The sequence below is a fragment of the Spirosoma taeanense genome (assembly GCF_013127955.1).
GTDB classification, from domain to species: Bacteria; Bacteroidota; Bacteroidia; order Cytophagales; family Spirosomataceae; genus Spirosoma; species Spirosoma taeanense.
The window spans coordinates 276,939-302,648 of the sequence record NZ_CP053435.1 but is presented as its reverse complement, the minus strand read 5'-3'; the positions used below and the strand labels follow the sequence as shown (position 1 = coordinate 302,648).

Annotated in this window: 24 protein-coding genes; 5 read left to right on the top strand and 19 right to left on the bottom strand. The window is 51.4% G+C overall.

The window, feature by feature from the left end:
• Positions 1-9: 9 nt before the first annotated feature.
• The 16 genes from murD to HNV11_RS01260 form a co-directional block, all read right to left on the bottom strand.
• Complete coding sequence (murD, locus tag HNV11_RS01335) at positions 10-1,365, bottom strand: UDP-N-acetylmuramoyl-L-alanine--D-glutamate ligase (protein WP_171737946.1); 1,356 nt, start codon at positions 1,363-1,365, stop codon at positions 10-12.
• A gap of 90 nt (positions 1,366-1,455) precedes the next feature.
• The gene (mscL, locus tag HNV11_RS01330; RefSeq protein ID WP_171737945.1) at positions 1,456-1,788 is read right to left on the bottom strand and encodes a large conductance mechanosensitive channel protein MscL; all 333 of its coding nucleotides are present in this window, start codon (positions 1,786-1,788) and stop codon (positions 1,456-1,458) included.
• Between the two features lie 118 nt (positions 1,789-1,906).
• Positions 1,907-2,734 carry a mechanosensitive ion channel family protein gene (locus HNV11_RS01325; protein WP_171737944.1) on the bottom strand — a complete coding sequence of 276 codons (828 nt, stop codon included), beginning with the start codon at positions 2,732-2,734 and terminating at the stop codon, positions 1,907-1,909.
• 11 nt (positions 2,735-2,745) lie between these two features.
• Positions 2,746-2,940 carry a hypothetical protein gene (locus HNV11_RS01320; protein WP_171737943.1) on the bottom strand — a complete coding sequence of 65 codons (195 nt, stop codon included), beginning with the start codon at positions 2,938-2,940 and terminating at the stop codon, positions 2,746-2,748.
• A gap of 2 nt (positions 2,941-2,942) precedes the next feature.
• Complete coding sequence (locus HNV11_RS01315; RefSeq protein ID WP_171737942.1) at positions 2,943-3,551, bottom strand: RNA polymerase sigma factor; 609 nt, start codon at positions 3,549-3,551, stop codon at positions 2,943-2,945.
• A gap of 183 nt (positions 3,552-3,734) precedes the next feature.
• Positions 3,735-4,304 carry an RNA polymerase sigma factor gene (locus tag HNV11_RS01310; RefSeq protein WP_171737941.1) on the bottom strand — a complete coding sequence of 190 codons (570 nt, stop codon included), beginning with the start codon at positions 4,302-4,304 and terminating at the stop codon, positions 3,735-3,737.
• 131 nt (positions 4,305-4,435) lie between these two features.
• Positions 4,436-5,269, bottom strand: a complete 834-nt coding sequence (gene tsf / locus HNV11_RS01305) for a translation elongation factor Ts (protein ID WP_171737940.1) — start codon at positions 5,267-5,269, stop codon at positions 4,436-4,438.
• 212 nt (positions 5,270-5,481) lie between these two features.
• On the bottom strand, positions 5,482-6,327 hold the full coding sequence (gene rpsB, locus HNV11_RS01300) for a 30S ribosomal protein S2 (RefSeq protein WP_171737939.1): 846 nt from the start codon (positions 6,325-6,327) through the stop codon (positions 5,482-5,484).
• Positions 6,328-6,487: 160 nt separating this feature from the next.
• Positions 6,488-6,874 (bottom strand): 30S ribosomal protein S9, encoded by a 387-nt coding sequence (gene rpsI / locus HNV11_RS01295; RefSeq protein WP_171737938.1) that lies wholly within the window; start codon positions 6,872-6,874, stop codon positions 6,488-6,490.
• Positions 6,875-6,885: 11 nt separating this feature from the next.
• Positions 6,886-7,329 (bottom strand): 50S ribosomal protein L13, encoded by a 444-nt coding sequence (gene rplM / locus HNV11_RS01290; RefSeq protein ID WP_171737937.1) that lies wholly within the window; start codon positions 7,327-7,329, stop codon positions 6,886-6,888.
• Positions 7,330-7,455: 126 nt separating this feature from the next.
• Positions 7,456-8,664, bottom strand: coding sequence for a phospho-N-acetylmuramoyl-pentapeptide-transferase (gene mraY, locus HNV11_RS01285; RefSeq protein ID WP_171737936.1), 1,209 nt, complete (start codon positions 8,662-8,664; stop codon positions 7,456-7,458).
• Positions 8,665-8,755: 91 nt separating this feature from the next.
• Entirely contained in the window at positions 8,756-10,219 is a 1,464-nt protein-coding gene (locus tag HNV11_RS01280) for a UDP-N-acetylmuramoyl-L-alanyl-D-glutamate--2,6-diaminopimelate ligase (RefSeq protein ID WP_171737935.1), read from the bottom strand.
• Between the two features lie 82 nt (positions 10,220-10,301).
• The gene (locus tag HNV11_RS01275; RefSeq protein ID WP_171737934.1) at positions 10,302-12,413 is read right to left on the bottom strand and encodes a penicillin-binding protein; all 2,112 of its coding nucleotides are present in this window, start codon (positions 12,411-12,413) and stop codon (positions 10,302-10,304) included.
• Positions 12,403-12,801 (bottom strand): FtsL-like putative cell division protein, encoded by a 399-nt coding sequence (locus tag HNV11_RS01270; RefSeq protein WP_171737933.1) that lies wholly within the window; start codon positions 12,799-12,801, stop codon positions 12,403-12,405. The genes HNV11_RS01275 and HNV11_RS01270 overlap by 11 nt, the downstream gene beginning before the upstream one ends.
• A gap of 133 nt (positions 12,802-12,934) precedes the next feature.
• On the bottom strand, positions 12,935-14,428 hold the full coding sequence (locus HNV11_RS01265; RefSeq protein WP_171737932.1) for a M20/M25/M40 family metallo-hydrolase: 1,494 nt from the start codon (positions 14,426-14,428) through the stop codon (positions 12,935-12,937).
• A 158-nt stretch (positions 14,429-14,586) separates the two neighbouring features.
• A complete protein-coding gene (locus tag HNV11_RS01260; RefSeq protein ID WP_171737931.1) occupies positions 14,587-15,300 on the bottom strand; it encodes a DUF3431 domain-containing protein in 714 nt (237 codons plus the stop codon).
• A gap of 150 nt (positions 15,301-15,450) precedes the next feature.
• Here HNV11_RS01260 and HNV11_RS01255 point away from each other — a divergent pair, with 150 nt between their 5' ends.
• From HNV11_RS01255 to HNV11_RS01235, 5 genes are all read left to right on the top strand, one after another.
• Positions 15,451-17,568, top strand: coding sequence for a S9 family peptidase (locus tag HNV11_RS01255; protein WP_171737930.1), 2,118 nt, complete (start codon positions 15,451-15,453; stop codon positions 17,566-17,568).
• 74 nt (positions 17,569-17,642) lie between these two features.
• On the top strand, positions 17,643-18,644 hold the full coding sequence (locus tag HNV11_RS01250; RefSeq protein ID WP_240163680.1) for a hypothetical protein: 1,002 nt from the start codon (positions 17,643-17,645) through the stop codon (positions 18,642-18,644).
• 156 nt (positions 18,645-18,800) lie between these two features.
• The gene (locus tag HNV11_RS01245) at positions 18,801-21,359 is read left to right on the top strand and encodes a TonB-dependent receptor (RefSeq protein WP_171737928.1); all 2,559 of its coding nucleotides are present in this window, start codon (positions 18,801-18,803) and stop codon (positions 21,357-21,359) included.
• A 166-nt stretch (positions 21,360-21,525) separates the two neighbouring features.
• A complete protein-coding gene (gene xth / locus HNV11_RS01240; protein ID WP_171737927.1) occupies positions 21,526-22,296 on the top strand; it encodes an exodeoxyribonuclease III in 771 nt (256 codons plus the stop codon).
• A 439-nt stretch (positions 22,297-22,735) separates the two neighbouring features.
• A complete protein-coding gene (locus HNV11_RS01235; RefSeq protein WP_171737926.1) occupies positions 22,736-23,515 on the top strand; it encodes an IS5 family transposase in 780 nt (259 codons plus the stop codon).
• A gap of 204 nt (positions 23,516-23,719) precedes the next feature.
• Here HNV11_RS01235 and HNV11_RS01230 read toward each other — a convergent pair whose 3' ends face one another.
• From HNV11_RS01230 to HNV11_RS01225, 3 genes are all read right to left on the bottom strand, one after another.
• Positions 23,720-24,226, bottom strand: a complete 507-nt coding sequence (locus HNV11_RS01230; protein WP_171737925.1) for an IS1 family transposase — start codon at positions 24,224-24,226, stop codon at positions 23,720-23,722.
• Entirely contained in the window at positions 24,171-24,437 is a 267-nt protein-coding gene (locus HNV11_RS24180; protein ID WP_394353889.1) for an IS1-like element transposase, read from the bottom strand. The genes HNV11_RS01230 and HNV11_RS24180 overlap by 56 nt, the downstream gene beginning before the upstream one ends.
• 348 nt (positions 24,438-24,785) lie before the next feature.
• Positions 24,786-25,646, bottom strand: coding sequence for an alpha/beta hydrolase (locus HNV11_RS01225; protein WP_171737924.1), 861 nt, complete (start codon positions 25,644-25,646; stop codon positions 24,786-24,788).
• Between the last annotated feature and the right edge of the window lie 64 nt (positions 25,647-25,710).

Sequence of the window (25,710 nt, the reverse complement as noted above, 5' to 3'; positions counted from 1 at the left end):
ACAGGGAGCTTATTGACTAGCCGATTTACTGATTAATTCCTTGACGGCAGCTTTAAATTGATTGCCCCGGTCTTCGTAATTTTTAAATAAATCAAAACTGGCGCAGGCTGGCGACAGCAGAACGACCTCGCCCGGTTGTGCCCATTCCAGACCTTTGGCAACGGCCTTTTCTATGTCCTGCGTTTCGTAGATAGCGGATACTTTATCACTAAAGAAGTCCACTAATTTATGGTTATCTACTCCCAGACAGATCAGTGATTTTACCTTCTGGCGAACAACTTCGTTCAACTGGCTATACTCATTGCCTTTGTCCTGGCCACCCGCAATCCAGACCGTCGGCGACTCCATGCTCGATAAGGCATAGAACACCGAATCTACGTTAGTTGCTTTTGAATCGTTGATGAACTGAACCCCATTGATCGTTCCGGCTGGTTCGAGCCGGTGGGCGGCATTCTGAAACGTTTTGAGTCCTCTGCGGATAGCCTCTTCAGAGACGCCTACCGATTGAGCCGCCAGCACGGCCGCCAGCGTATTGATGGCATTGTGCGGCCCACGTAACGTAGTCTCAGCCTGCTGCATAGTGAATGATTGGCCCCGGTTGTGCGCTACCAACTGTCCGTCGGCCAGATAGCCACCCGGCGAAACCGTTTTTTCGAGCGAAATGGGCAGGCGGTTCACCTCCGGATTACGCCGGGCCAGTTCGCTCTGAATGGGTTCGCTCTCCGCAAAATAGATAAAGTCGTCGCCCGATCCGGCATTCTGTAGAATCCGGAATTTTGAGTCAACGTAATTCTGAAAGTTGTACCCGTAGCGGTCCAGGTGATCAGGGGTAATGTTGAGCAGCATCATTACGTCGAGGTGCGTTTCATACATATCGTCGAGCTGAAAGCTGCTTAACTCAAGTACGTAATAGTCAAACTCATCATCGATCACCTGCTCGGCGAAGCTATCGCCCACGTTTCCGGCCAGGCCCACGTTTAGGCCTGCGGTTTTGAGCAGATGATGGGTCAGCAGCGTAGTGGTGGTCTTGCCGTTGCTGCCCGTAATGCCAATGAGTTTAGCCTTCGTGTAGTGGGCGGCAAATTCGATTTCGGAGATGACCGGCGTCCCCTGCTCCCGAAGTTTCAGCACCAGCGGCACGGTTGCCGGGATTCCGGGGCTTTTTATCACTACGTCGGCATCCAGAATCCGCTCTTCGCTATGCCGGTCTTCCTCATAAGGAATGTCGGCAGCTTCCAGCGCCAGCCGGTAGTTTTCTTTCAGCGACCCCCGGTCCGATAGAAAGACGTCAAACCCTTTTGCCTGCGCCAGCAGAGCCGCGCCGACCCCGCTTTCACCACCACCCAGAATTATTACTTTTTTCACTGGCCACGCTGATTTACCCGGGCAAAATAACGCATAAAACAAAAGCCTCCCGAACGTTCGGGAGGCTTTTACCGTAACTTCTACCAGGAATTATTCCTTGGGGGCGAGTGAGCTGGATAGCCGAGCGCGGTTGGCGGCTTTCACAATCAGGAAAATCACCCACGCGACGATGAGAAATTGAACAACATTATTCAGGAAGTTCCCGTACCGGATGGCGACTTCGGGTGTGGTGCCAACGGCTTCTTTTATGACGAGTTTCCATTGGGTCAGGTCTACGCCACCGATAAGCAGACCGATAATTGGGTTAAGAATGTCTTCAACTAGCGAGTTCACAATCTTGGTAAAAGCCGCGCCGATGATGATACCCACAGCCAGATCCAGGACGTTTCCCTGGGCAATGAACTGACGAAATTCACTCAACATAAGATGGTTAATTTTAGGTTAGAAATGGTAAGCGGTAGTGAGACGATTAAAAGTAATTAAGGTAACGGTTTGCCCAGAAGAATTGGCTTACGGCTACAACGCAATGAAGCATAGCCACTTAGTCGAACACCTCTACCTTTTTTGTCTGTAACGCTTGCAGGGGAAAAACCGTCGTTGTCTCGCCGGTCCGTAACATCAGTGAAGTGCTGTCAATCTTTATAATCGTGCCTTTAACGTCGTCGATCTGGATCGTCTGGCCTTCCCGGTATTTATTCCTGGAGTAAAATGAAGACAAAATATTGGCCATTACATCGCGGGATGCAAAACCGTAACCAAACGTAAAGGCGAAGATAATTCCGCCAATAATCAGGTTAAAACTTGACTCCAGCAGTTCCGTATTGAGACCGGCCTGTCCCAGCGCGTTGATTAGCGTAATAATCAGAAAAAAGAAGAAAACAATCGTTCCCAGCATCCGACCAGCGCTGATATTAAACGACTCGCATAAAGTGATAATAAACTTTTTTAGGGCTTCGGCGATAAAGAGCCCGACAACCATCATTAATCCGGCTACGATGAGTTTAGGAACCAGATTCGTAATCCCTACAATCAGATCTGTCAGGGCCGCAACGCCCAGCATCTCGGTAGCAGCCGTTGCAAAGATTAGGACAACGAAGAAGTAAAGAATCTGCGCCAGTACCGTGCTGATTTTAATATCGGTATTCAGCTTCCTGACCAGATTAATATCGTTCAGTTTTTCCCCGACTTTATCGATGCCAATCCGGCTCAATACGGTTTTGACGACGGCCCGGAGCAGTCTGGCAATTAGTAGCCCAATAACGAATATGACAATCGCGCTGATCAGTCGGGGAATGAAATTAACCAACTGGTTAATGAGCCCGGCCACAATGTTCGTCAGGATCTCCTGTAGATTGGGTAAGTTGTTCATCAGCGAAAAGATTAGGAACGGAGTTCATCATGGGGTGTTAGCCCGGTTAGGAACGTAGTAAACGCAGCGAAAATATCGTAGGCGTAGACCTCAACAACTTGCAGCGAGTTACGGATCAGGTCGATTTCGGAGATCAGTTCTTCCCTGAGATGCACCGGACATTGCGCATCCGGTTCGATGGCTTTAAACGGGTTTTTGTTTTCCATGACTAATGCCGAAATGGCCAGCGAACCGCCAACGCAGCTTTTATTACTAGCAATAACCAGAAGACGATTCCTTCCAGGTAGTATTTGCGGAGCTTGTCACGCGATCGTTTGAGCCGCATTTTCACCGCGCTTTCGGTCGTATTAGTCAACGAGGCTATTTCTTTGAGACTGATGTCATCCTGATACTTCATCAGAAGCAGCGTCTGCTCATCAGCCGTGAGCTGCTGCAACGCCTGCTGTAACCGGGTCGCTTCCATCTCTTCAATTTCAGCAAGTCCATCGTCGTCACTCAAGTCAAGGCGATCCCATTCTTCGCTAACATAGAACTCCTGATGACGGTGTGGAGAACGCACATGATCCAGACAGTGATTATACGTAATCGAGTAGAGCCAGGTTGAAAACTTCGCCTGCTGTTTAAAGCTGCTCAGCTTCACAACCAGTTTCAGAAAGATGTCGTGGGCCAGGTCTTCAGCCCGCATCGGATCTTTTGTAAACGACAGGCACTTCCGATAAACTTTGTCGCAGTATCGTTCATATAGTTTCTCGAAATAGGCGTTTTTCTGCGTTTCGATGTATAAACGCACTAACTCTTCGTCAGCCAAATTCTTCATGGCGTACCAACCTGGTTGTAAGGATCTTCTCCCGACCTGAAAGTACTAGATTTGAACTATCTACCAAACCAATACGGGCGAAAGCCAGCTCTAAAACTGTTCTTTCGCCCGTATTGGCTTGCATTGAAATCCTGGCCTGTTAATCACAGAGACTCTAATGGAAACAATGTCCCTTCGGTCATCCTACGCATACAACAAGTCTTCAGCATTACTTTTCCAGTAGTAATGACGCAGCCGATCGCGGGAACGCTTGAGCCGCATTTTCACCGCGCTTTCGGTTATCGAATGATGTCCGGCAATGTCTTTAATAGTGGCTTCTTCCTGATACTTCATCCGTAGCATGTGCTGCTCATCGGGCGTGAGTCGGGTCATTGCCCGCTGAATTTGTAGATCCTCGGCTTCGGCTCGTTCGGCCAGCCCATCATCCGACTGCGTATCCAGCCGATCCCAGTCTGCACCGGTTACCACTTCGTATCGCCGACTTGGGGTCCTAACCTGATCGGTGCAATGATTATGCGTAATCGAGTAGAGCCAGGTTGAGAAGCGCGCCTGCTGTTTATAACTTCTCAATTTGATTAATAACCTTAGAAAAATATCCTGCGTCAGGTCGTCGGCTCTAAATGAATCTTTAGTAAATGAGTAGCATTTACGATGAACCTTGTCACTATAGCGTTCGTATAAGAGTTTGAAGTATTCGTTCTCCTGGGTTTCGAGGTAAAGGTTAACCAGTTGTTCGTCTGTAAAGGTTTGCATGGTTAAGAAGGAGTTACGGTGGTAATGAATAGCGATATATACGACCAGTATTAAAATTTGGTTCTGCAATAAAACAAAAAAACCCGGTTACCAAACCGGGTTTTAACGAAATTTAATGTTACTCTATGTAATTAACCGATAACAACTCGCTTGAAGGCTGAAACGGTTAATCCTTTGCTGGTTTTGTCCAGCAATTGTGCAATCGTCATCGAGTTATCTTTTACAAATTCCTGGTTAAGCAGCGTATTTTCTTTATAGAACTTATTCAGCTTACCCAGCGCAATTTTCTCAAGCATGGCTTCGGGCTTACCCTCCTGACGGGCCTGCTCTTTACCAATTTCGATTTCGCGCTCAACAATCGTTGCATCAACGCCATCTTTGTCCAGCGCAACTGGTTTCATGGCAGCAATCTGCATGGCGACATCCTTGCCTACCTCGGTAACGTCCGTACCGTTCGTATTACTAAGGCCAACCAGTACGCCCAATTTGCCGTTTGAGTGAATGTAGGACACAACTTTATCAGCCGTCACGGTTTCGAACGAAGCAACATCGATTTTTTCACCGATTTTACCCATCAAATCCGTAATGTGGTCCTGCAGCGTCCGGCCGTCGGCCTGGGGAGTAGCCAGCAAACCCGATTTGTCGGTAGCACCGGTTTTTACGGCTGCATCCATAACGGCCGTTGCCAGGTTCTGGAAGTCAGCTACTTTAGAAACCGGCTCGGTTTCGCAGGCTAACGCGATAATTTTACCAGTTTTGCCATCATCGCTAACATTGGCCAGTACGACACCTTCAGCAGTCGTGTTGTCAGCGCGCTTGTCGGCTATTTTCTGACCCTGCTTCCGCAGAATCTCTTTGGCTTTTTCAAAATCGCCGTCGGCTTCGGTCAGGGCCTTTTTGCAGTCCATCATACCGGCTCCGGTCTCTTGCCGAAGTTTGTTTACGTCAGCAGCGGTAATTGCCATAATAAAAGAAAGTTATCGAATTAAGTTGCCAAAAAAAATTGGGTAGTCAACAAACTGCGTATTGAAATGGAATAGCCCATAGCGGCTGGCTACGGGCTATTCTCACTGAGTTATAAAGTCTTTCAGTTGTAGCGTTACCCATTTTTGCCCGCCGTGGAACCAGAGAACGTTGTAACGCTAAACTTTATAACCGCAACGGCGAACCGTTTTATTTATCCTTCCTGCTCGTCTTCAGCAACTGCAGCGGGCGATGAAGTTGCTTCTGCGCCTTCTTCCAGCTTACTTTCGTCTTCAGCACGGGCCTGAACCAGGTCTTCGTTCCGCTTAGCTTCTTCCTCTTCCTGGATGCGCTGGTCGTCTTTGTCCTGCTTGCGCTCCATCAGGCCTTCTTCAATAGCCTTACCGATAGCCAGCGTAATGAGAGAAATCGACTTATACGCATCGTCGTTGGCCGGAATAGCGAAGTCAACTTCATCGGGGTTCGAGTTCGTATCACACATAGCAAATACGGGGATACCCAGACGGTGTGCTTCGGCAACCGCAATGTGCTCGCGCTTTACGTCAACAACGAAGAGAGCAGCCGGCAAACGTGTCAGGTCGGCAATACCGCCCAGCACGCGCTCCAGTTTCTCTTTGTCGCGGGTCCGGGTCAAACGCTCGCGCTTGGCAATGCTCTTGACGGTCTCCTCGTCTTTCAGCATCTTGTCCAGCGTCTGCATTTTTTTCAGCGACTTGCGGATCGTAGCGAAGTTCGTCAACATACCGCCCTGCCAGCGGTCAGTTACGTACGGCATTTTCAGGCGACGTGCTTCTTCCGAAACGATTTCCTGAGCCTGTTTCTTCGTTGCCACAAACATCACCTTCCGGCCCGAGCGAACAATACCTTTGATGGCATTGCAGGCTTCATCCAGAGCAGCCAGTGTCTTGTTGAGGTCAATAATGTGGATGCCGTTCTTCTCCATGAAGATGTACGGAGCCATCCGGGGGTCCCACTTACGCGTCAGGTGGCCAAAGTGCACACCCGCGTCGAGGAGGTCTTTATATTCGATTTGTGCCATTTTCGTAAAGAAAAATGAGATAGTGATTGTATACGCAGCACCGCCCGTCGGCATCATCTAAGGGCAGCCTGGACAAATAAAGCAGAGGGTTGCGGACAAAGGACAGAGGATGTGACAGTTAGTCTCCCTAAGCCTCAGGCGCCAGGCCCTATGCCAATGATTAACGTTTCGAGAACTGGAACCGACGGCGGGCCTTCCGGCGACCGTACTTCTTGCGCTCGACCATGCGCGAATCCCGCGTCAGGAAGCCTTCTTTCTTGAGGGCCGGACGGAAATCAGCGTTCATTTCAACGAGTGCGCGGGCGATGGCCATACGCGTGGCTTCTGCCTGACCGGCTACGCCACCACCACGAACGTTTACCTTTACGTCGTAGCCACCTACCCCGTTGACGGTCGAGAAGGGCTGGTTCAGAATGATTTGCAGCACTTCGGTGGGGAAATATTGCTTGTAATCTTTCCCGTTCACCGTGATGGCCCCGCTGCCCGCCGACATATAAATGCGCGAGATAGCTGTTTTACGGCGGCCAATGGTATTAATACGATCCATTCGTCTGTGACTTAGAATTTAACTTCTGTGGGTTGCTGAGCCGCGTGAGGGTGCTGGTCACCGACGTACACGTGCAGGTTGGTGAACAACCGCCGACCAAGCCGGTTTTTAGGCAACATGCCTTTTACGGCGTGTTCGATAACGCGCTCGGGATGCTTTTCGAGCAACAGCCGGGGCGTGGCGAAGCGCTGACCGCCGGGGTAGCCCGTGTGGCGGATGTAAATTTTGTCGGTCATCTTCGAACCGGTCAGGCGCACCTTTTCGGCATTGATGACGATCACGTTATCCCCACAGTCAACGTGGGGCGTGAAGTTGGTTTTGTGTTTGCCGCGAATCAGGCGTGCGATCTGGCTGGCCAGCCGACCAAGCACTTCACCCTGAGCGTCAACCACAACCCACTCCTTCTGCACCGTTTCTTTGTTGGCAGAGATGGTTTTGTAACTGAGCGTATTCACTGTTATGGAGACTAATTGGTTGATTTCTAATTATTTGCTTAAATAAAAAGCACCCCCGCTTCAAAACGGGAGTGCAAATATAGGCGTTATGAGGCTGAAAAACAAGGTCGTGCGAATTTTTCGTCACTACCGCAGTTTCAGGGTTGCCAGCGCCAGAACCGCCAGAATGATGCCGATAATCCAGAACCGCGTCACGATTTTGGCTTCGTGATAGCCTTTCTTCTGAAAATGGTGGTGCAACGGCGACATCAGGAAGATTCGCCTGCCCTCGCCGTATTTACGTTTGGTGTATTTGAAATAACTGACCTGCAAAATGACCGACAGGTTCTCGGCCAGAAAAATACCGCAGATCAGCGGAATGAGCAGTTCTTTCCGGATAGCCAGCGACAGAACGGCAATTACCCCGCCCAGCATGAGACTGCCGGTATCACCCATAAACACCTGAGCCGGATACGAATTATACCACAAAAACCCGACGCAGGCGCCCACGAACGCAGCACAGAAAATCACCAGTTCGCCCGCATTCGGGATATACATGATGTTCAGGTACTGCGAAAAGACTTTGTTACCGGATAAATAAGCCAGTACGCCAATTGTCAAACCAATGATGACAGATGTTCCGGCAGCCAATCCATCGATGCCGTCGGTAATGTTGGCTCCGTTTGAAACAGCTGTAATAATGAAAATACAGACCAGCACGTACACAATCCAGGTATAACTGTCCGGTAGAAAGCCAAACAACAGCGAGCTGTAATCGAACTCGTTGTTTTTGACAAACGGCACCGTTGTGAGCGTCGACTTAATGTCGGTGTATACATCCGGTACGTTAGAGGTACTCAGCAACCGGGGGGCATACTTACGGATCTTTACGTAATCATTGAAGTACAATGTAAGCCCGACGATTAGCCCCAGACCAATCTGGCCGACAACCTTGAACTTCCCCTCCAGACCTTCTTTGTTTTTCTTGAATACTTTGATGTAGTCGTCCAGAAAGCCAATCAGCCCCGTCCAAACGGTCGAGACCAACGCTAGTACTACGTACACATTCGAGAGCTTAGCGAATAGCAAAGCCGGAATCAGCAGAGAGGCCAGAATGATGAACCCACCCATGGTTGGCGTGCCCCGCTTCTGCATTTGTCCTTCGAGCCCGAGGTCGCGGATAGATTCGCCAATCTGAAGGTTACGTAACGTGTCAATGATGCGACGGCCAAAAACAGCCGCGACCAGAAGCGAAGTGACTACGGCGCCAAGCGCACGAAACGAAATGTACTGGAAAACCCCGGCGCCCGGAAAGTTGTAGCGTTCGTCCAGGAATTGAAACAGGTAGTATAGCATGGGTGAATGAGTGATTGAGCGAATGAGTGAATGAGTGAAGCGCCTAGTTATACGCTCAATCACTCATTCACCCAATCACGAATGGGCAAAGTTATTGATTTCCGGCATTGGCAAACGCTTCCCGCAGCACGGCCCGGTCGTCAAAGTCGTGTTTGATACCTTTAATCTCCTGATAGGTTTCATGACCTTTTCCGGCTACCAGAATAATATCGTGCGGACGAGCCAGCGATACCGCTCGCTGGATGGCGTCGCGCCGGTCTTCAATCGTCAGGGTTTTCTTAGTATCAACTGGGGGGATACCAGCCTGCATCTGTTCCAGAATGGCCATTGGGTCTTCGTTCCTGGGGTTATCGGAGGTCAGAATGACGCGGTTGCTGAACCGGCAGGCTATCTCGGCCATGATCGGACGTTTGGCTGCGTCGCGGTTGCCCCCGCAGCCAACCACCGTAATGATCTGCTCGTTAGCCTGCCGAAGGCCGGCGATAGTTTCAAGCACGTTCTGCAGGGCATCGGGCGTATGGGCGTAATCCACGATCCCCACAATTCTGCTGTCTGAAACGACCTGCTCAAAACGACCGGGCGGAGGTGTAATCCCCGATAACAGGGTCAGTACCTCGGCGGGGTCTTCGCCCAGCAGGACAGCCGCTCCGTACACGCTAAGCAGATTGTAGCCATTGAACCGGCCAATGAGTTTGAACCACACCTCCTGATCATCCACCAGCATGTTCAGCCCAAACAGACTATCGGCAATGATCTTTCCTTTAAACGTAGCCAGTGTTTGCAGGGAATAACTTTCCTTCAGGGCAGCGGTATTCTGGAGCATAACCAGCCCCCGCTTATCATCAACATTGGTTAAGGCAAAAGCCGAAGCTGGTAACTGGTCGAAAAACCCTTTTTTAGCCCGGATATAGTTATCGAACGTACCGTGAAAATCAAGGTGATCGTGGGTGATATTCGTGAAGATACCCCCAGCGAAGGTAAGTCCGGCGATACGCTCCTGCACCACCGCGTGCGAACTGACTTCCATAAAGACGTGCGTACAGCCATGGGCCAGCATCTGCGTCAGCAACTGATTGGTTGTAATGACGTCGGGGGTTGTGTGCGTGGCCGGAATAACCTGGTCGTCGATCTGATTTTGAACGGTCGAAAGCAGACCACAGCGGTAGCCCAGTCCCCGAAACAGCCGGAACAACAGAGTTGCAACGGAGGTTTTGCCATTCGTGCCCGTTACACCAACCAGTTTGAGCTTCTGTGAGGGCTGTCCATAGAAGTTAGCCGCCACCAGACCCATCGTTCGGGCTGAATTCTGCGCCTGCACATACGTAACGGCCGGATTGGTTTTGGTGGGTAGTTCTTCGCACAGAATAGCCGATGCGCCCTGCTCCACCGCCTTATCAATGAAGTTATGTCCATCAGTAAGGGTTCCGCGCACGGCGACGAACAGACTTCCCGGTCCCACTTTACGCGAGTCCATAGTCAGGTTCGTAATGTCGGCCTCCATGCTACCGGCAGTTGCCAGCAACGGAATTTTATAAAGAATGTTTTTTAGCTGCATACCCAGTGACGCGCCGAAACGCGTTTTGTGGCTGCAAAAAAACGGGTTGCGCGTGGGACTACCTAATTATAGACTTGAATCCTTACCCCAGTGTTAGCGTGATCACCTTTTCGCTCAGGCCAGCCGCGCCCGTACCCGGTTGGATGGATTGCTCTTTTACCTTACCCCGGCCTTCGACCACCACCCGGAAACCCTTGTTTTCGAGCAGGAACAGGGCGTCGCGCAGCGTCAGCCCGCGCACGTCGGGCACCTGTCCGGGCCGCGTTGGACGCGACTTCCAGCGGCCGTTCGGGCTGGCTTCCACCCAGCCTTCGGCCGTGGGTTCGGCGTTCATATTCAACGTACTGCTGATCGTGTGCAGGTCATCGGCATAACCGGCCAGAAGCCCTGTAGCCGTGGGTGTCTGCGGCTTTCCGGAACGGATTGGCGCGTGCATCCGGATGTCATAGGCAACAATCCGGTCGGCAACTTCTTTAAAAACCGGTGCGGCTACGGCTCCGGCATACAGCAGGTCAATGTTGTCGCCCTGCGGACTGTCAACGACCGTTACCATGCTGTATTTCGGTTTATCAGCCGGGAAATAGCCGATAAAGGACGTATAGTATTTACCAACCTGGTACCGCCCGTTGATCACTTTCTGGGCCGTCCCCGTCTTTCCGGCGATGGCGTAATGAGGATTGTTGATGTGCTTCGCCGTACCGTGTTCAACAACACCCCGAAGCAGTTCCTGCGCTTTGCGGGCGGTTTCTTTCGAGCAGATGGGCTCGGGCGCTACGTAAGGAGTGATGTTCTCTACAACCTCGTCGGCCAGCTTTATCTGTTTAACCAGCATGGGGCGAACCCAGCGGCCACCGTTCGCGACCGCGTTATAGAACGCCAGCATTTGCAGGGGGGTTATCTGCATCTCGTAGCCATACGACATAGACGTTAAGGAGACCTTACTCCAGCCTTTCATGTCGGGATTCCGGACAATCGGTACAGCTTCCCCTTTCATATGGATACCTGTCGGCTGTGTCAGATGAAATCGACGCAGATACTGGCAGTACAGGTCAGGGCGGCTATAGAAATAACTCCGCATGAGCAGATGCGTGCCGACGTTCGACGATTTTTCGAATACCTCGCGGGCCGTAATCGTTCCTTTTCCGTGCCGTGAAGCATCATGAATATTAAGACCGTTGTAGCGCGCTGACCCATTGCCCGTAGCCACCAGCTGGTTGAGCGAGATGGCTTTTTCTTCCATTAAGGCCATCATTGTAGCCAGCTTAAAGGTTGAGCCAGGATCAGTGCGGCCCGCCAGCGCATGGTTGAAATTTTCGATGTATGTATCGCCTTTCTTACTCAGGTTAGCCATCGCCCGGATTTCGCCAGTGGCCACCTCCATGACGATCACGCAACCCTTAGCCGCATTGTATTTTTCCAGAGCCGAGCGCAGAGCCGTTTCGGCCATATCCTGGTAGTTGACGTCAATGGTTGTATAGAGGTCCATGCCTGGCTCGGGCTTCATGTGCGGACCATCAATAACGGGTTTGCGCACGCCACCGGCCAGAACCTCCACCAGACCCACCGCGTTTTTGCCAGCCAGCGCGGGCTGGAAACTAGCTTCCAGCCCAATCAGCCCCCGCCCCGTTTTCGCGTCCAGATCGCCAATAGTTCGCTTAGCCATGTTGGCAAACGGATGGTAGCGCTCATAATACGGTCGTAGCACCCCACCCCGGGCCGCGACTTTCTGCGACGAACGGAAAAAAGGCCACTTCAGCATCATCTGCCGCTCCTGAAACGTAACGCGCCGACGATTCAGCAGCACGTACCGGCGTTTGCGCGCGCGGGCATCACGCACCAGATCCGCATAATCACGAGCCGAGCGGTCGCGGTAGATGCGGGAGAGCAGCAGCCCGAGCGAATCTACTTTTTTGGCGAAGTAGTCGGGTTTGGCAATGGTCGGGTCGAGACCCACTACGTAACTCGGCAGCGAAGTCGCCAACAGACTGCCGTCATTGGCGTAAATATTACCGCGCATGGCCCGGATGGTATCGCGCTGAATAAGCGTGGCCGCGACCCGCTCACTCCACAGCTTACCCTTGAACGTTTGAAAATACTGTACGTAAACAAGCCGCAGCACAACGCTCAGGGCCAGAAGGATCACGACGTAAAAGACGTGGTTTGCCCGTTGGATGATATCCTGCTTAATGTTCATTGGCTTTAACGACGAGTTTATGGGGTGGTTTCTGGCTGTCGGTCAGGCCGAGCGCGGCTACGTGCTTCGCCAGTTCGGACTGTTTACCGCTCCGGTTATAATCGGCCTCCAGAACGGTTGACTGCGCCCGTAGTTCGTCTACCTGGGTTTTGGTGCGCTGAATCCGGCGTACCAGCCGCTCGGCGTTGTGATTCAGGCCAATATAAACAATGAGCAGGAGCGTGACCCAGAGAATACGGTCAATATTACGGATGGGCCAGGCATTATCCTCGCCGAAGAGCCGGTCCAGCCCAATGAAATCATTGAGCCAGGAGGCCAGCCGCAGTTGTCGCCGTTGCTTCTTCTGTTTAGCAATGCGTTCGGGTTGCCGGAAGGTATTTTTGGCCATGTGGATACGTGTCAGTGTCCGGTGTTCGTTCGCACAAAGTAACGAAAATCATCGCCCCTGCGGTAGCCGTAGGCTCGGAAGGGCCGACATCTTTTCCTGCAGGATTGTCCGTTCAAGGCATCCTAACCCTGTTTCATTCTTTCCAGCGCCACTCATTGGCAATCTGCAACGGAGTACGCAGGCCCTGCGTTACGAGGTAGTCGCGGGTTTGGGTATCGGTCTGCCGGCGGGTTGGAATATCGTCGGCATCAGCAAGCGCATACAGCAGCATCGTCGAATAGCGAACCGTATTCTTCAACTGGTCGGCGTTGACGAGGTTCATGCGGTCGCAGTTGGCATGATAACAATCAAGCACTTCTCTGGAGAGGTGACCATTCATGCCCACAACCGGGACGCCTTCGAGCATGAACGGCTGATGATCGGAGTGCAGCCCCGCCTGATTCTGCATCTGGTTCGGAAAGGCGGGTTCGACGCGTTTCATGGTTTCGCCAACGGTGTTCAGAAAGGATACCATATCCGACCGGCCAAAGGCGTTTAGTCCGGTTGGGTCATTGGTCATGTCAAGATTCATCATGTAGCGAACCTTGTCGAGTTCCCCCGAAGTTTTCAGGCTCTCAACCATGGCCCGCGACCCGAGCAAACCCTGCTCTTCGCCCATAAACAGGACAAACTCAACCGTGCGCTTGGGCTTCAGCTTCAACGCCTTGAACGTCCGGGCGATGTCCATGACGGCAAAGGACCCAATGCCATTATCGATGGCGCCGGTTGCCAGATCCCACGAATCCAGATGGCCGCCGACGATGATTTTTTCGTTGGGATATTTCGAGCCGGGCAGCGTGGCGACTACGTTCCGGGCGCGAATTTTCCGGCTCATGTTGGTCATATCAATCATGGCCTGAAACCGGCCGTGCTCTTCCTGCATCCACGCCCGGAGGGCTTCTCCGCTTTCGAGCGAAATGCAAACCGATGGAATCGGGATCAGTTTACCCGTAACAGAAGCCGTGCCCGTCAGCAGCACATTTCCCGGCACCAGATTGACCATAATTACGCCCACCGCCCCATACTGAATCGCCAGCGCCGTTTTTTCGGAGCGGTGCAGGTTACGGGCACCCTTCGTTGGAGCAGCCAGGCCAATGTTGACCAGTGCAACTTTGCCTTTTAGCTTGTCTTTAAAGGCCGCGAAGTCGCCCTCCAGCCCATTGCCTACGTCTATAATTTCTCCTTTTACGTGCGCTTCGATGGGCGAATGGGCCAGTGCCACCACCGGTACATCCCGAAAGTTATCGCTCCGATCGGGCACGACCGACAGCGTTACGGTATCGCGCATCCAGGCTTCCACCTCAAACGGCTCGTAGCGAACTTCCCTAAAGCCATACGAAGCCAGCAGATTATGTGCATAGGCTTCGGCACGAGTGCCATTGGGACTGCCCGTTAGTCGATGACCGACCTGCTTCGATGCGTCGGCAAGCGTTTCGTAGACACGGCTGTGCTGGTTAACCTCGTTGTTGATGCGGGAGAAAGCCTTTTCGAGCGAAAGTGCGTCGGGATTGGATGCAGCTAAAAAACCGGCGGTGCCGATACTGAACAGGACGAGCCGGAAGCGAGGCACGTAAAACGTTCGGTGCATAGAGAGAATTGCGATTCTTCGCTAAAGATACAGAAAAGGCCGGTTATTTTCAGACTTGATTAAAGAGACTCGTTATCCGGATAAAGCATTCGAGTAAACGATAGAAAAAAGAGTTTCCGGATCTTATTTTATGCGTGCGGCTAGCCTTCTGCCGGGACCTAGCCAACAGCGTTCTGGTGCTTCATGGGCTTCAGATAGACGGTCTGTCGGCCCGCCAGCCAGACCGGATCAATCCCCGTCAGGCCGAATACGCGATCCCAGCTGCGCTCGAAACAATGGGCTGCGTCGGGAAACGTAATGGCAACGGCCAGCGCCCGTTCATAGAAGGCCAGCGGTTGGCTTTGCACCACATTGCGATGCACTGCAAACTGCGCACCCAGCACAAATGTATAGAATTCCGGCCCATCTGTGTCGAACAGCGCCCGATGAAAGCCGCGCAGATCAAGGCCCCGGCCGTCTTCGTTTTTGCTCCACGGTTGAAACAGGCGCTGCCCCTGCTTATCGTCAGTGTCGATCAGGTGCCCGAGCCAGTAAAAGCCGGAGACAAACCGGTCGAAATTTTCATGTATAACGGGCTGGCTGACAAACGCCCGGATAAATTTCTTGAAATCAAAGGCATGGTCGAACGGTTTGCCCTGGCAGAACACCGTCCACTCGGCCAGCGTATCATAGCGACTCACGATATGATGCAGATACGTATGCGCTTCCCGGCCAACATTTGGCAGCCGAACGGCATCCGGGCCAGCCGATGCATCCGGACTTTTGTCATAGATTGTCACGCGGAGCGAAGCGGATTGACCGACGCGGTTGGCCGAGAGGTTACGTAGCCAGTTTAGGTCTTCGGTATAGCGTGCAACGACAAGTTCGGGCATAGTATTCAGGCAAAACAGGATTGACAAGCCTAAAGGTCGTTTAGTTTTGGCGTTCCTCCACTTTATTCAGAAAATCGCGGCACCTCTGCCACGAAAGAAAACCTTAATTTTACAGACAATCTCTCAAAACGACCGTTCCCGCGAACCGCTATGAAACGAACGTGTTTTCTCTTAATTACTACGCTCACGCTCTATAGCATGACACAAGCACAGTCCATTACTCCCCCCAAAGCCGCTGTAAAACCGAAGGAACTCATTACCAACGGGCATAAGCGGATCGACAATTATTACTGGCTCAACGACCGCGAAAACCCAGAGGTAATCAGCTATCTGAAGGCCGAGAACGCCTATCTCGATCAGGTGCTGTCGCCCGTTAAAACCTTGCAGGATAAGCTCTTTGAAGAAATGAAAGGCCGTATCAAGCAGCAGGATGAGTCGGTGCCCTACCGGGACAATGGCTATTTTTACTATAGCCGCTACGTAACGGGGGGTGAATATCCTATTTACTGCCGTAAGAAAGGCTCGCTGCAGGGCACCGAAGAAGTCATTTTTGATGGAAACGCAATGGCGAAGGGCCACAACTATTTCCATCTGGGTGGTTATGAAGTCTCTGACAATAACGAACTGGCCATTTTTGCCGAAGACACCGTTAGCCGCCGGCTCTATACGCTGCGCATCAAAAACCTGAAAACGGGGAAAGTCTATCCAGAGACTATCACCAATACCGAAGCGGGCAACTTTGCGTGGGCAGCCGATAACAAGACGCTGTTCTACATCAAAAAAGACCCGCAGACGCTCCTCGGCTACCAAGTTTATCGGCACGTATTGGGGACTGATCCCAAACAGGATGTGCTGGTTTATGAAGAGAAAGACAACCAGTTCTACATGGGGCTGGGCCGAACGAAGTCGAAAAAATTTATCACTATCGGCGTTGACCATAACGGCGTGGCCACGGAATACCGGCTCCTGAACGCCAGTCAGCCGACGGGTCAGTTTACCGTGTTTCTGCCGCGCGAAAAAGGGCACGAATACGATATTGTCCACTACAAAGACAAGTTTTACGTCCGCACCAACTGGCAGGCCGAAAACTTCCGGCTCATGGAAGTTCCCGAAGGCAAAACCGCCGACCGGTCAGCCTGGAAAGAAGTGATTCCTCATCGTCCCGATGTCTATCTGGCGAATCTGGACGTGTTCACCAACCACCTGGTGCTGGGTGAGCGTAAAGCCGGACTGACCAGCATTCGGGTCATTAATCAGAAAACCAAAACCGACGAGTATCTGGATTTCGGCGAACCGGCCTACGTAGCGGCCATTGGCTTCAACCCGGAGTTCAATACCAACGTCCTGCGGTTTAATTACGCTTCCCTGACTACGCCCAACTCGACCTACGACTATAACATGGACACGAAGGTCAAGACGCTAAAAAAAGAGCAGGAGGTTCTGGATGGCTTTGACAAGAACAATTACGTGTCGGAGCGGATTTACGCGACCGCCCGCGACGGCGTGAAGATTCCAGTATCAATTGTTTATCGGAAAGGCACGCCTAAAGACGGGTCGGCTCCGCTGCTGCAATATTCGTATGGCTCCTACGGTTATTCGACGGACCCCGGCTTTAGCTCAACGCGCCTGAGCCTGCTCGACCGGGGTTTTATTTACGCGATTGCGCACATCCGGGGCGGCCAGGAAATGGGGCGTCGGTGGTACGAAGACGGCAAGATGCTTAAAAAGAAAAACACCTTCAACGACTTCGTGGACGTGTCGGAGCACCTCATCAAGACTAAATACACTTCTCCCGACAAGCTGTTTGCTATGGGCGGCAGCGCGGGCGGGCTCCTGATGGGTGCCGTTATCAACCAGGCCCCGCAGTTGTACCGGGGCGTAGTGGCCGCCGTTCCGTTCGTGGATGTAGTAACGACGATGCTCGACGAAAGTATACCGCTCACCACGGGCGAGTTTGAAGAATGGGGGAACCCGAAACAAAAGCAGTATTACGACTACATGCTATCCTACTCGCCTTACGACAATGTTGAGAAGAAAGCCTATCCGAACCTGCTCGTCACGACCGGCCTGCACGATTCACAGGTGCAGTACTGGGAACCGGCCAAGTGGGTTGCCAAACTCCGCACGATGAAAACCGACAACAACCAGCTTCTGCTTCACACGAACATGGAAGCGGGTCATGGCGGAGCCTCCGGACGATTTCAGGCGCTGAAAGAGATTGCGCTGGAGTACGCGTTCATGCTTAATCTGGTGGGCGTGCAGCAGTAACGACACTCAACATTTCTAGACCCTGCTGGTTTGAACCGTAACGTTCAGCCAGCAGGGCTCTTTGCTATATGCCTATGCCTAACCCTCATCTTGTGCATATTCCTTCGCCCGGACGGGATAAGCCACCACTTTCCCGGGCGCAGCTGGCGTTCAATCGGTTAACGAACGAAATCGGTGAACTGGAGCAGCGTATTCGTCATTTTCGTACGGTAGCAACGACCTTGCAGCAGCGCATTTACACGGAGTATGAGCCGCTGCTGCGTGAATACAACCAGCTTCGTGTTAACCTCGTGCGCCTGTTCGACCGGGCGTATGAACAACCCGATACGTCGCGGCCAGAAAAAAGAAAGCTGGCGGAGCTGATTGTAAACCTGGCCTCTGAACTCGTGGACGATTACGGTCTGGATGAGCTAACGCCGATTCTGCATAAGTATGCTGCCGATGCGCCCAGCACGACCGGTCAGGAGCAATTGATAAGTTATCAGGAGCCCCCTGCCGAAGAAAGAGTTCAGCCGAAAACGGATGAAGGCACGCCAGATGCCGAAGAACCTCAAAAGGCTAAATCAGCCAAACAGCAGAAACGCGAAGCCCGAAAACAGATCGAAGAGCGAAACATCACGAAGGCTGTCCGAACCCTTTACATGGATCTGGTCAAAGCCTTTCATCCCGATCGTGAGCCCGACGAAGCGGAAAAGATTCGCAAAACCGGCATCATGCAGCGCGTTACCGAAGCGTATCAGAAAAGCGACCTGCTGGCCCTGCTTCGGCTGCAGCTTGAATTCAACCGCATTGATCAGCAGCATCTGGAAAAGCTGGCCGACGAGCAGTTGAAGTATTACAACAAAATTCTCCAACAGCAGGCCGACGAACTGACGACGGAATTCACTGCCCTGCAACATCAACTGGCTCTCTCTCTTGGCAAACCAGTAACAACTGCCTCTTTAAGTGGTCTGGAATTTGGCCTTAACAGCGATGTGCGGCAGTTGAAAAAGCGCGTAAAGGAGCTAAAGAAAGAAGTGCGGGCGCTTATGAACCCCGACGTATTGAAAGCCTGGCTGAAAGGGTATTCAGTTTAAAATTTCAGTTTTTCATCAACCCAAAAAATCATTGAAACATAAAGTTCAGTTGAACAAAAGGCAACCTGAATTGTCGAGTCTAAAACGAATTCAGTAATCGGCCCGACTTGGGTTACGCTCTTTGGGCTACTTTCATACGACTCCAACCTGTTAATTATGAAAAAATTCGTACTCCTCCCCGTGTTCTTTTTGTCGGTAATGGCCTATGGTCAGCAAGTCATTACGGGCCGGGTAACCGACCGGCAGGGCGAAGCCCTTGTTGGGGCTACCATTGTTGAGAAGAATACCAACAACGGCACCACTACCAATGCCACCGGCCAGTATCAGATTACCACCCGCTCGGCCAGTCCTGTACTGGTTTTTTCGTACGTCGGCTTTCAGCGAACCGAAATACCGGTAAATGGGCAGACGCCCCTCAATGCCACCCTGGAAGAAGCCAATACGCTCACGCAGGTGAATGTAGTTGGTTCGCGTAACCTCAACCGCTCCGTCACCGATTCCCCTTCTCCGATTGATCTCATCGACATTCGGGAGGTAACGAGTAAAACCGGGCAGCTTGACCTCAACCAGCTCCTGCAGTTTGCTGCGCCCTCGTTTAACTCCAACCGCCAGACCGGTTCCGACGGGGCCGACCACGTTGACCCCGCCACCCTGCGCGGCCTCGGCCCTGACCAGACGCTGGTGCTGATCAACGGCAAACGGCGGCATCAGTCGTCGCTGGTGAATCTGTTCGGTACCCGCGGCCGGGGCAATACAGGCACCGACCTGAACGCCATTTCGGCGGCCGCTATCGAGCGGATTGAAATTCTGCGCGATGGCGCTTCGGCCCAGTACGGCTCCGACGCTATTGCGGGGGTAATCAACATTGTGTTGAAATCGAACGTCAACGAATTCACCGGTAATGTCAACTACGGCATGTATCAGGCGAAATACCGGTTTGACGACAAGAAGTTCGACGGGGCCAATGTGAATGTAAACGCCAACTATGGCTGGCGCATCGGTCGGGAGGGGTTCGTGAACCTTACCGCCGATTATAACTTCCGCGACCATACCCAGCGGGCCAACGTACCTACGGATATTGCCCGGCGGCAATACGGCGATCCTAAAATTCAGAATACATCATTCTACGTCAACTCCGCTATTCCTGTAAGCGCCAACGCACAGATCTACGCATTCGGTGGGCTGAACCTCCGCCGGGGTGACGCCTATGCCTGGACCCGCTTTGCCGATAGCGACCGGAACATACCCTCCATTTACCCCAACGGCTTCGACCCCATCATTTCCAGCAATATTGTCGACGGCTCTTTTGCCGCCGGAATCCGCGGCCTCTGGAAAGGCTGGAACGTAGATTTAGGCAATGTGTTCGGGAGCAACCGGTTCCACTATACCGTCAACAACACCCTGAACACCTCGCTGGGCGCCAATTCTCCTACGTCGTTCGATGCGGGTGGCTTTCAGTTGCAGCAGAACGTAACGGGTCTGCACTTCACCCGCAACTTCAAAAATACCTTACAGGGCCTTAACATTGCGTTCGGCAGTGAATTCCGGGCCGAGCGCTACCTGATCTTTGCCGGAGAGGAAGCTTCATACCGAAACTATGACCCAACCAAACCCGGCGGCTCACAGGGCTTTCCGGGTTATCAGCCGGGCGACGTAATTAACAAAGGCCGAACCAACCTAGGGGTTTACGTGGATACCGAAGCCGACATTACGAATGCCTTTATGCTGGGGGCAGCCGTGCGCTTTGAGAACTACAGCGACTTCGGAAGCACCCTGAACGGCAAGCTCTCGACCCGGCTTCGGCTGAGTGACAAATTCACCCTTCGGGCTACGGCCAGCACTGGCTTCCGGGCGCCCTCGCTTGCCCAGATTTACTTCAACTCCACCTTCACCAACTTTGTAAACGGCCAACCGGTAGAGGTTCTGCTGGCCCGCAACAATAGCGCCGTTACGCAGAAACTGGGAATACCTTCGCTGAAGCAGGAAACCTCTCGGAACCTCAGCGTGGGTTTCACCGGTCGGCTGGCGTCTAACTTTACCGTAACGGTAGATGGCTACCTGGTGAACGTAAAGGACCGGGTTGTGCTGACCGGTGCCTTCACAAATGATGACCCCGATATTGGAGCCGATCTCCAGGCACTGCGCGTTGGGCAGGCCCAGTTCTTCACCAATGCCGTATCAACCACCACCCGGGGACTGGATGTGATTCTGGCGCACAGTGCCGCCCTGGGTCGGGGCCGACTCAACACCACGCTGGCGGCCAATTTCAACCGACTGACGGTGGATGAGGTAAAAACCAACGATCGGCTGCGGGGTAAGGAAGACACCTACTTTGACCTGCGGGAACGCAAGTTTGTGGAAGCCTCCGCTCCGCCATCCAAGATTAACCTGACGCTGGATTACGGCCTTGACCGGTGGACGATTGTCGCCCGCGCCATCCGGTTCGGACAGGTAGAGCTGGCGAACTACAACGTATATGAAGGCGATCCCACGCTCAACTTTCTGGATGTCTACACCCCCCGCATCACCACCGACCTATCGGTTGGCTACCGGCTGACGAACCAGGTCCGGCTTACGTTGGGTGGTACCAACATCTTCAACGTCTACCCTAACCTCCATGATCCCACCCTCACCGAATCGGGTGGTGCCTGGGACCCCGTGCAGATGGGCAGCAACGGCGCCTTCTGGTACGCAAAGCTGAATCTTCGGTTTTAGTTGGATAGATCAATTTGGCCGAATTACTCACTCTATACTTAGGAGTGAGTGGTTACTCAAAAAACGTTAATCTCTGTGGTCACAAAACAGGTATTTTCCGGTCTTTGAGTAAAATGTAATACCCAATAAAAACTCCCTTACGGCCCCATTGAGCCCATTACGTTACATGCGAATAGCCACCTATAATGTCAATGGCATTAACGCCCGATTGCCGGTGCTGCGCTGGCTATCCGAAACGGCGCCCGACGTCGTCTGTCTCCAGGAATTAAAAGCTCTTCAGGACAGATTTCCCATCGGAGCCATTGAGGATGCCGGTTACCGGGCCATCTGGAAAGGCCAGAAAAGCTGGAACGGAGTGGCTATTCTGACCCGATGCACGGAGTTTCAGGAAATTCGCCGTTTACTTCCCAGTGATGATGCCGATGAGCAAAGCCGCTATCTGGAGGCTTTGGTGGATGGCGTATTGATTGGGTGCCTATACCTTCCCAACGGCAATCCAGCGCCCGGGCCAAAATTTGACTATAAACTGCGCTGGTTTGACCGGCTTACCCAACATGCGGCTCGTCTGCTGGCAACCCAAACGCCGGTCATTTTAGCGGATGATTTCAACGTCATTCCAACGGAACTAGATGCTTCTAATCCCCAGCGGTGGCTGCATGATGCACTGTTTCGCCCGGAATCCCGAGCGGCCTATGAGCAACTCTTGGCGTCGGGCTGGATCGATTCGCTTCGTCAACTGACTCCCACTGAACGGTTTTATACCTATTGGGATTATTTCGGCCGGGCTTATCAACGTAATGACGGACTGCGCATCGACCATTTATTAGTGAATGCCCCCTTTGCTGACCAGGTTGTTGATGGTGGTGTTGACCAATGGGTAAGAGGCTGGGAGAAAACTAGCGATCATGCCCCAGCCTGGATTAAGCTGGCCTTGTAGCTCTCTCAACTTTATTATCGAAAGGATTAACAAGTGGCTACAAGATGCCTTGAACAGTAAAATCAGGGTTTTCCTGAACGATTTTTTGATTACACAAGAAGTATCTATAAGTCATTAATTTACAAAGACTTAAATCGTATATTTAATGTTTATTTTATCCCTTTAAATGTACGATTTCGTACGATGAAGTAGTAACCGCTAATTTGATGTCTATTTTACCATTGACCAATCTTAAACTAATGTTTTCACTGTCCACAAGTTCAACTACTTGATTTTGGATATAGTATTTCTTCCATCTTACCTTAAAAGCTCCCTTTCTTAATAAGCTTATTCCAGCACAAGCATTTTACAACCGGCATTGCGAACCGTTTAGAGGGTGTTTTGGAATAGTTGAAAGCTGAGAGTCAGGTCATCTTTGTAGCGACCAAGCTTACAAACAATGACAACTCCGTGGAAACCACTAACCGACTCCCAGTGGGCGGCAATTTCGCCTTTTTTACCGCTTCAACGCAAACGCAAACATGATCTTCGCTGTATTGTCAACGCCCTGCTTTGGCAACTCCGCACGGGCTGTCAATGGCGCAATCTGCCCTTCGAGCACCTACCTTGGCAGACCATCTGCTACTATTTCCATCGCTGGAAGCTGGATGGAACCATTGAAACGCTCAATGCCGCCTTAAATCAGGCCGACCGAATCCGAGCAGGCCGAGCAGCGTTACCCTCGCTACTTTGCATTGATTCACAATCAGTTAAGCTAGCCCCAATGGGCAGTGAGGCCCGCGGCTTAGATGTCCACAAGGCCGTTAATGGGCGCAAGCGGCAATGGGTAGTTGATGCGCAGGGGCGGCTTTGGGTGGTTGGGGTACACGCGGCAAACCAAGCCGACGGCCCGTCGGCAGTCAAGTTAATTGGCGATGTGCTGTGGCGATGCGGTGAACGATTAGTAGTAATCTGTGGCGACCAAGCTTACAATGGCGTATTCAAAGAAGCGTTGGCTGGATGGAGCCTTGAGTTCGAGAAAGCTTCCCGCCCCGAATCGGCTCGTGGCTTCGTTCCAATCGCCAAACGCTGGGTCGTCGAACGAAGCATCGCGTGGACTAATTTTTTCCGTCGGCTTGTGAAAGACTATGAGTACACCACATCTTCTTCGGTATGCTGGCTCTATTTAGCCAATATCCAGCTTATGTTGCAGCGTTTGCAAGACATAGACCAAACATAATTCCAAAACACATTCTTAGATGTATCCGCTTATGGTTATTAAGAAAAACTAATTGGAGAAGAACCAATTCATTTTATTACTAATTATACCGCTCTATATGCTAAATACTCGTTCTAAGTGGTTCCAATCACTCTTTATGCAATTGTATTCTATAATGAACTACTCATCTCTTTTATGCTGATTTATACATGATTGGGTAGTGGCTTAATTGCGTTTATCGGCAAAGAAAAATTGGTTGATGAATAGACCGATTATCGTATCATGTATAGTAACTGACTTGGAAAAGCAGATCGTTCGGCGGGCCAGGCGTTTTAGCCGGGTCCGAAGAGTAAGATGCTTTCGTTCAAGACTCTGCAATAAAGCTTTGCTTTCCAAACGCAGTCTTTGATCCAAACAATCAAAGTATGCCCACCAGCAGTCTGTTATCCACCTAATTACCTGAATTCTAGCTTGCTCTAATAGAGCTAGTAAGTGACGGAAGGTTTGGTGAGTACGACGACCAAAAACAAAAGCAACCACCTCGCCGGTCACGGCATCCTCTACCCACCATAGCCAGCGCGGCTGCTTCTTATTACGTACGTAAGCCCACATTTCGTCAACTTTAAGCGTGATTTTCAAGCCTTTATTGACATAAACAGGATTGACATAAACAACCTCACTGCTTTTTTTTAAATTGGTTGCTAACTGTATTGCGGTTAACACCCAGGACACGAGCCGTATCGCGCACGCCCGATCCATTCAGCACCATTTGGGTAATTTGCTCTTTAACCAATGGATCACGGGCTTTGTGGGTATAAATCTGCACAAATGTTCGACCGCAGTCGTAGCATCGGTAGCGTTGAGTGCCAGCCCGAGTAGAGCCATAGCGTTTGACTTGTTGAGTTTGACCGCAATGTTTGCAAATAACCGCTTCTAAGACCATCAACAAAGATACCATTTCAACGCAATTCAGCCACGACCCAATTATTTAGTTATTTGACACGAGAAATCAAACCGCAATGTTAACTATTTTATAATAAAGTTACTATATAGAGGTGGGTCAAGGATTGAGGGTACTTAAAGAAGCTATTTTACAAGAAAATCTGACCAATTAAAGGATGAGAAGGTTCAAAACGCTGAACGATTAAATTGAACGGTTTTATTGAACGCGAAAAGGGCCGTTTCCAGCCCTTCTCTCCTACCCAGCCACCGTCCAGAAAAACGTCCGACTAATTTCCGGACAAGGCATCAAAAGAAATGTTCATCCAGGCTGTCGAGTTAGTCCAAGTCTTTACGGATAGTTAAGCTGCAGCCAATCATAAAACCGATTGATCCATGAATCTGTGGGGATATTTTGCTTATTCATACCGAAGCCGTACCCACCTTTTTGGTATATATGCAGCTCGGCCGATTGACCAGCTTCCAGCCATTTTTGGTAAATGTGGACACTGTGTGAGGCAAGACCCAGATTATCGTCACTGGCGGCCGTAATGAAAATGGGGACTCTTGTCTCTGGAATCGTTTTCCCAATAATCGCATTTTCGTAGGGATAAATGGGAGCAACAAAGTTGGGACGGCTTTCATCCGTTGCGCTGTAGACAACCGACATGGTCAACGTTGCACCAGCGGAAAAACCCATGAAACCAATCTTATTGGGGTCAATGTGATAGGGTTCAGCATGTTGACGCACATAGCGCATGGCTGCTATCCCATCCTGTAAAGCCAGCTGAACCACTGGTGCATTGACCGAATCGAGCTTCTTGAAATCTCGCTTTTGTAATATAGCCATGAGACCATTCTCTGGGTACGCTGGATCTTCATGCACTAACCGATATTTCAGTACAAAGGCGGTGATTCCCTTCTGGTTCAACCAGTTGGCAACATCCGTTCCTTCGGACGTGTACGAAAGGATATGAAAACCTCCTCCGGGCGCAATAATGACGGCAGTACCGTTGGGCTTTGCCGGAATGAAAGCCGTTAGCGTGGGCTTGGAAACATCCCTCAGGATTCGACTCTTTCCCAGACTGGTCTCTTTTTCAGTCCAGGTCCAGTTTTCCGAACCGGGGGCTATTCCCTTGTAAAGGGGAATAATCGTTTGCGCCTGTACAGTGCACCTAATAAAAATAACGATGGGTACCAGTACTTTATACATACTTGATGATGATTTTGACCGCGTACAGCTTTAATCATACAAGTACGATCATGGCTGACGCGGT

Bases quoted from the DNA above. Each gene is read 5' to 3' on its own strand.
- mscL (WP_171737945.1), bottom strand. From the start codon at position 1,788: ATGTTGAGTGAATTTCGTCAGTTCATTGCCCAGGGAAACGTCCTGGAT.
- HNV11_RS01325 (WP_171737944.1), bottom strand. From the start codon at position 2,734: ATGAACAACTTACCCAATCTACAGGAGATCCTGACGAACATTGTGGCC.
- HNV11_RS01320 (WP_171737943.1), bottom strand. From the start codon at position 2,940: ATGGAAAACAAAAACCCGTTTAAAGCCATCGAACCGGATGCGCAATGT.
- HNV11_RS01315 (WP_171737942.1), bottom strand. From the start codon at position 3,551: ATGAAGAATTTGGCTGACGAAGAGTTAGTGCGTTTATACATCGAAACG.
- HNV11_RS01310 (WP_171737941.1), bottom strand. From the start codon at position 4,304: ATGCAAACCTTTACAGACGAACAACTGGTTAACCTTTACCTCGAAACC.
- tsf (WP_171737940.1), bottom strand. From the start codon at position 5,269: ATGGCAATTACCGCTGCTGACGTAAACAAACTTCGGCAAGAGACCGGA.
- rpsB (WP_171737939.1), bottom strand. From the start codon at position 6,327: ATGGCACAAATCGAATATAAAGACCTCCTCGACGCGGGTGTGCACTTT.
- rpsI (WP_171737938.1), bottom strand. From the start codon at position 6,874: ATGGATCGTATTAATACCATTGGCCGCCGTAAAACAGCTATCTCGCGC.
- mraY (WP_171737936.1), bottom strand. From the start codon at position 8,664: ATGCTATACTACCTGTTTCAATTCCTGGACGAACGCTACAACTTTCCG.
- HNV11_RS01280 (WP_171737935.1), bottom strand. From the start codon at position 10,219: ATGCAGCTAAAAAACATTCTTTATAAAATTCCGTTGCTGGCAACTGCC.
- HNV11_RS01275 (WP_171737934.1), bottom strand. From the start codon at position 12,413: ATGAACATTAAGCAGGATATCATCCAACGGGCAAACCACGTCTTTTAC.
- HNV11_RS01270 (WP_171737933.1), bottom strand. From the start codon at position 12,801: ATGGCCAAAAATACCTTCCGGCAACCCGAACGCATTGCTAAACAGAAG.
- HNV11_RS01265 (WP_171737932.1), bottom strand. From the start codon at position 14,428: ATGCACCGAACGTTTTACGTGCCTCGCTTCCGGCTCGTCCTGTTCAGT.
- HNV11_RS01260 (WP_171737931.1), bottom strand. From the start codon at position 15,300: ATGCCCGAACTTGTCGTTGCACGCTATACCGAAGACCTAAACTGGCTA.
- HNV11_RS01255 (WP_171737930.1), top strand. From the start codon at position 15,451: ATGAAACGAACGTGTTTTCTCTTAATTACTACGCTCACGCTCTATAGC.
- HNV11_RS01250 (WP_240163680.1), top strand. From the start codon at position 17,643: ATGCCTAACCCTCATCTTGTGCATATTCCTTCGCCCGGACGGGATAAG.
- HNV11_RS01245 (WP_171737928.1), top strand. From the start codon at position 18,801: ATGAAAAAATTCGTACTCCTCCCCGTGTTCTTTTTGTCGGTAATGGCC.
- xth (WP_171737927.1), top strand. From the start codon at position 21,526: ATGCGAATAGCCACCTATAATGTCAATGGCATTAACGCCCGATTGCCG.
- HNV11_RS01235 (WP_171737926.1), top strand. From the start codon at position 22,736: ATGACAACTCCGTGGAAACCACTAACCGACTCCCAGTGGGCGGCAATT.
- HNV11_RS24180 (WP_394353889.1), bottom strand. From the start codon at position 24,437: ATGGTCTTAGAAGCGGTTATTTGCAAACATTGCGGTCAAACTCAACAA.
- HNV11_RS01225 (WP_171737924.1), bottom strand. From the start codon at position 25,646: ATGTATAAAGTACTGGTACCCATCGTTATTTTTATTAGGTGCACTGTA.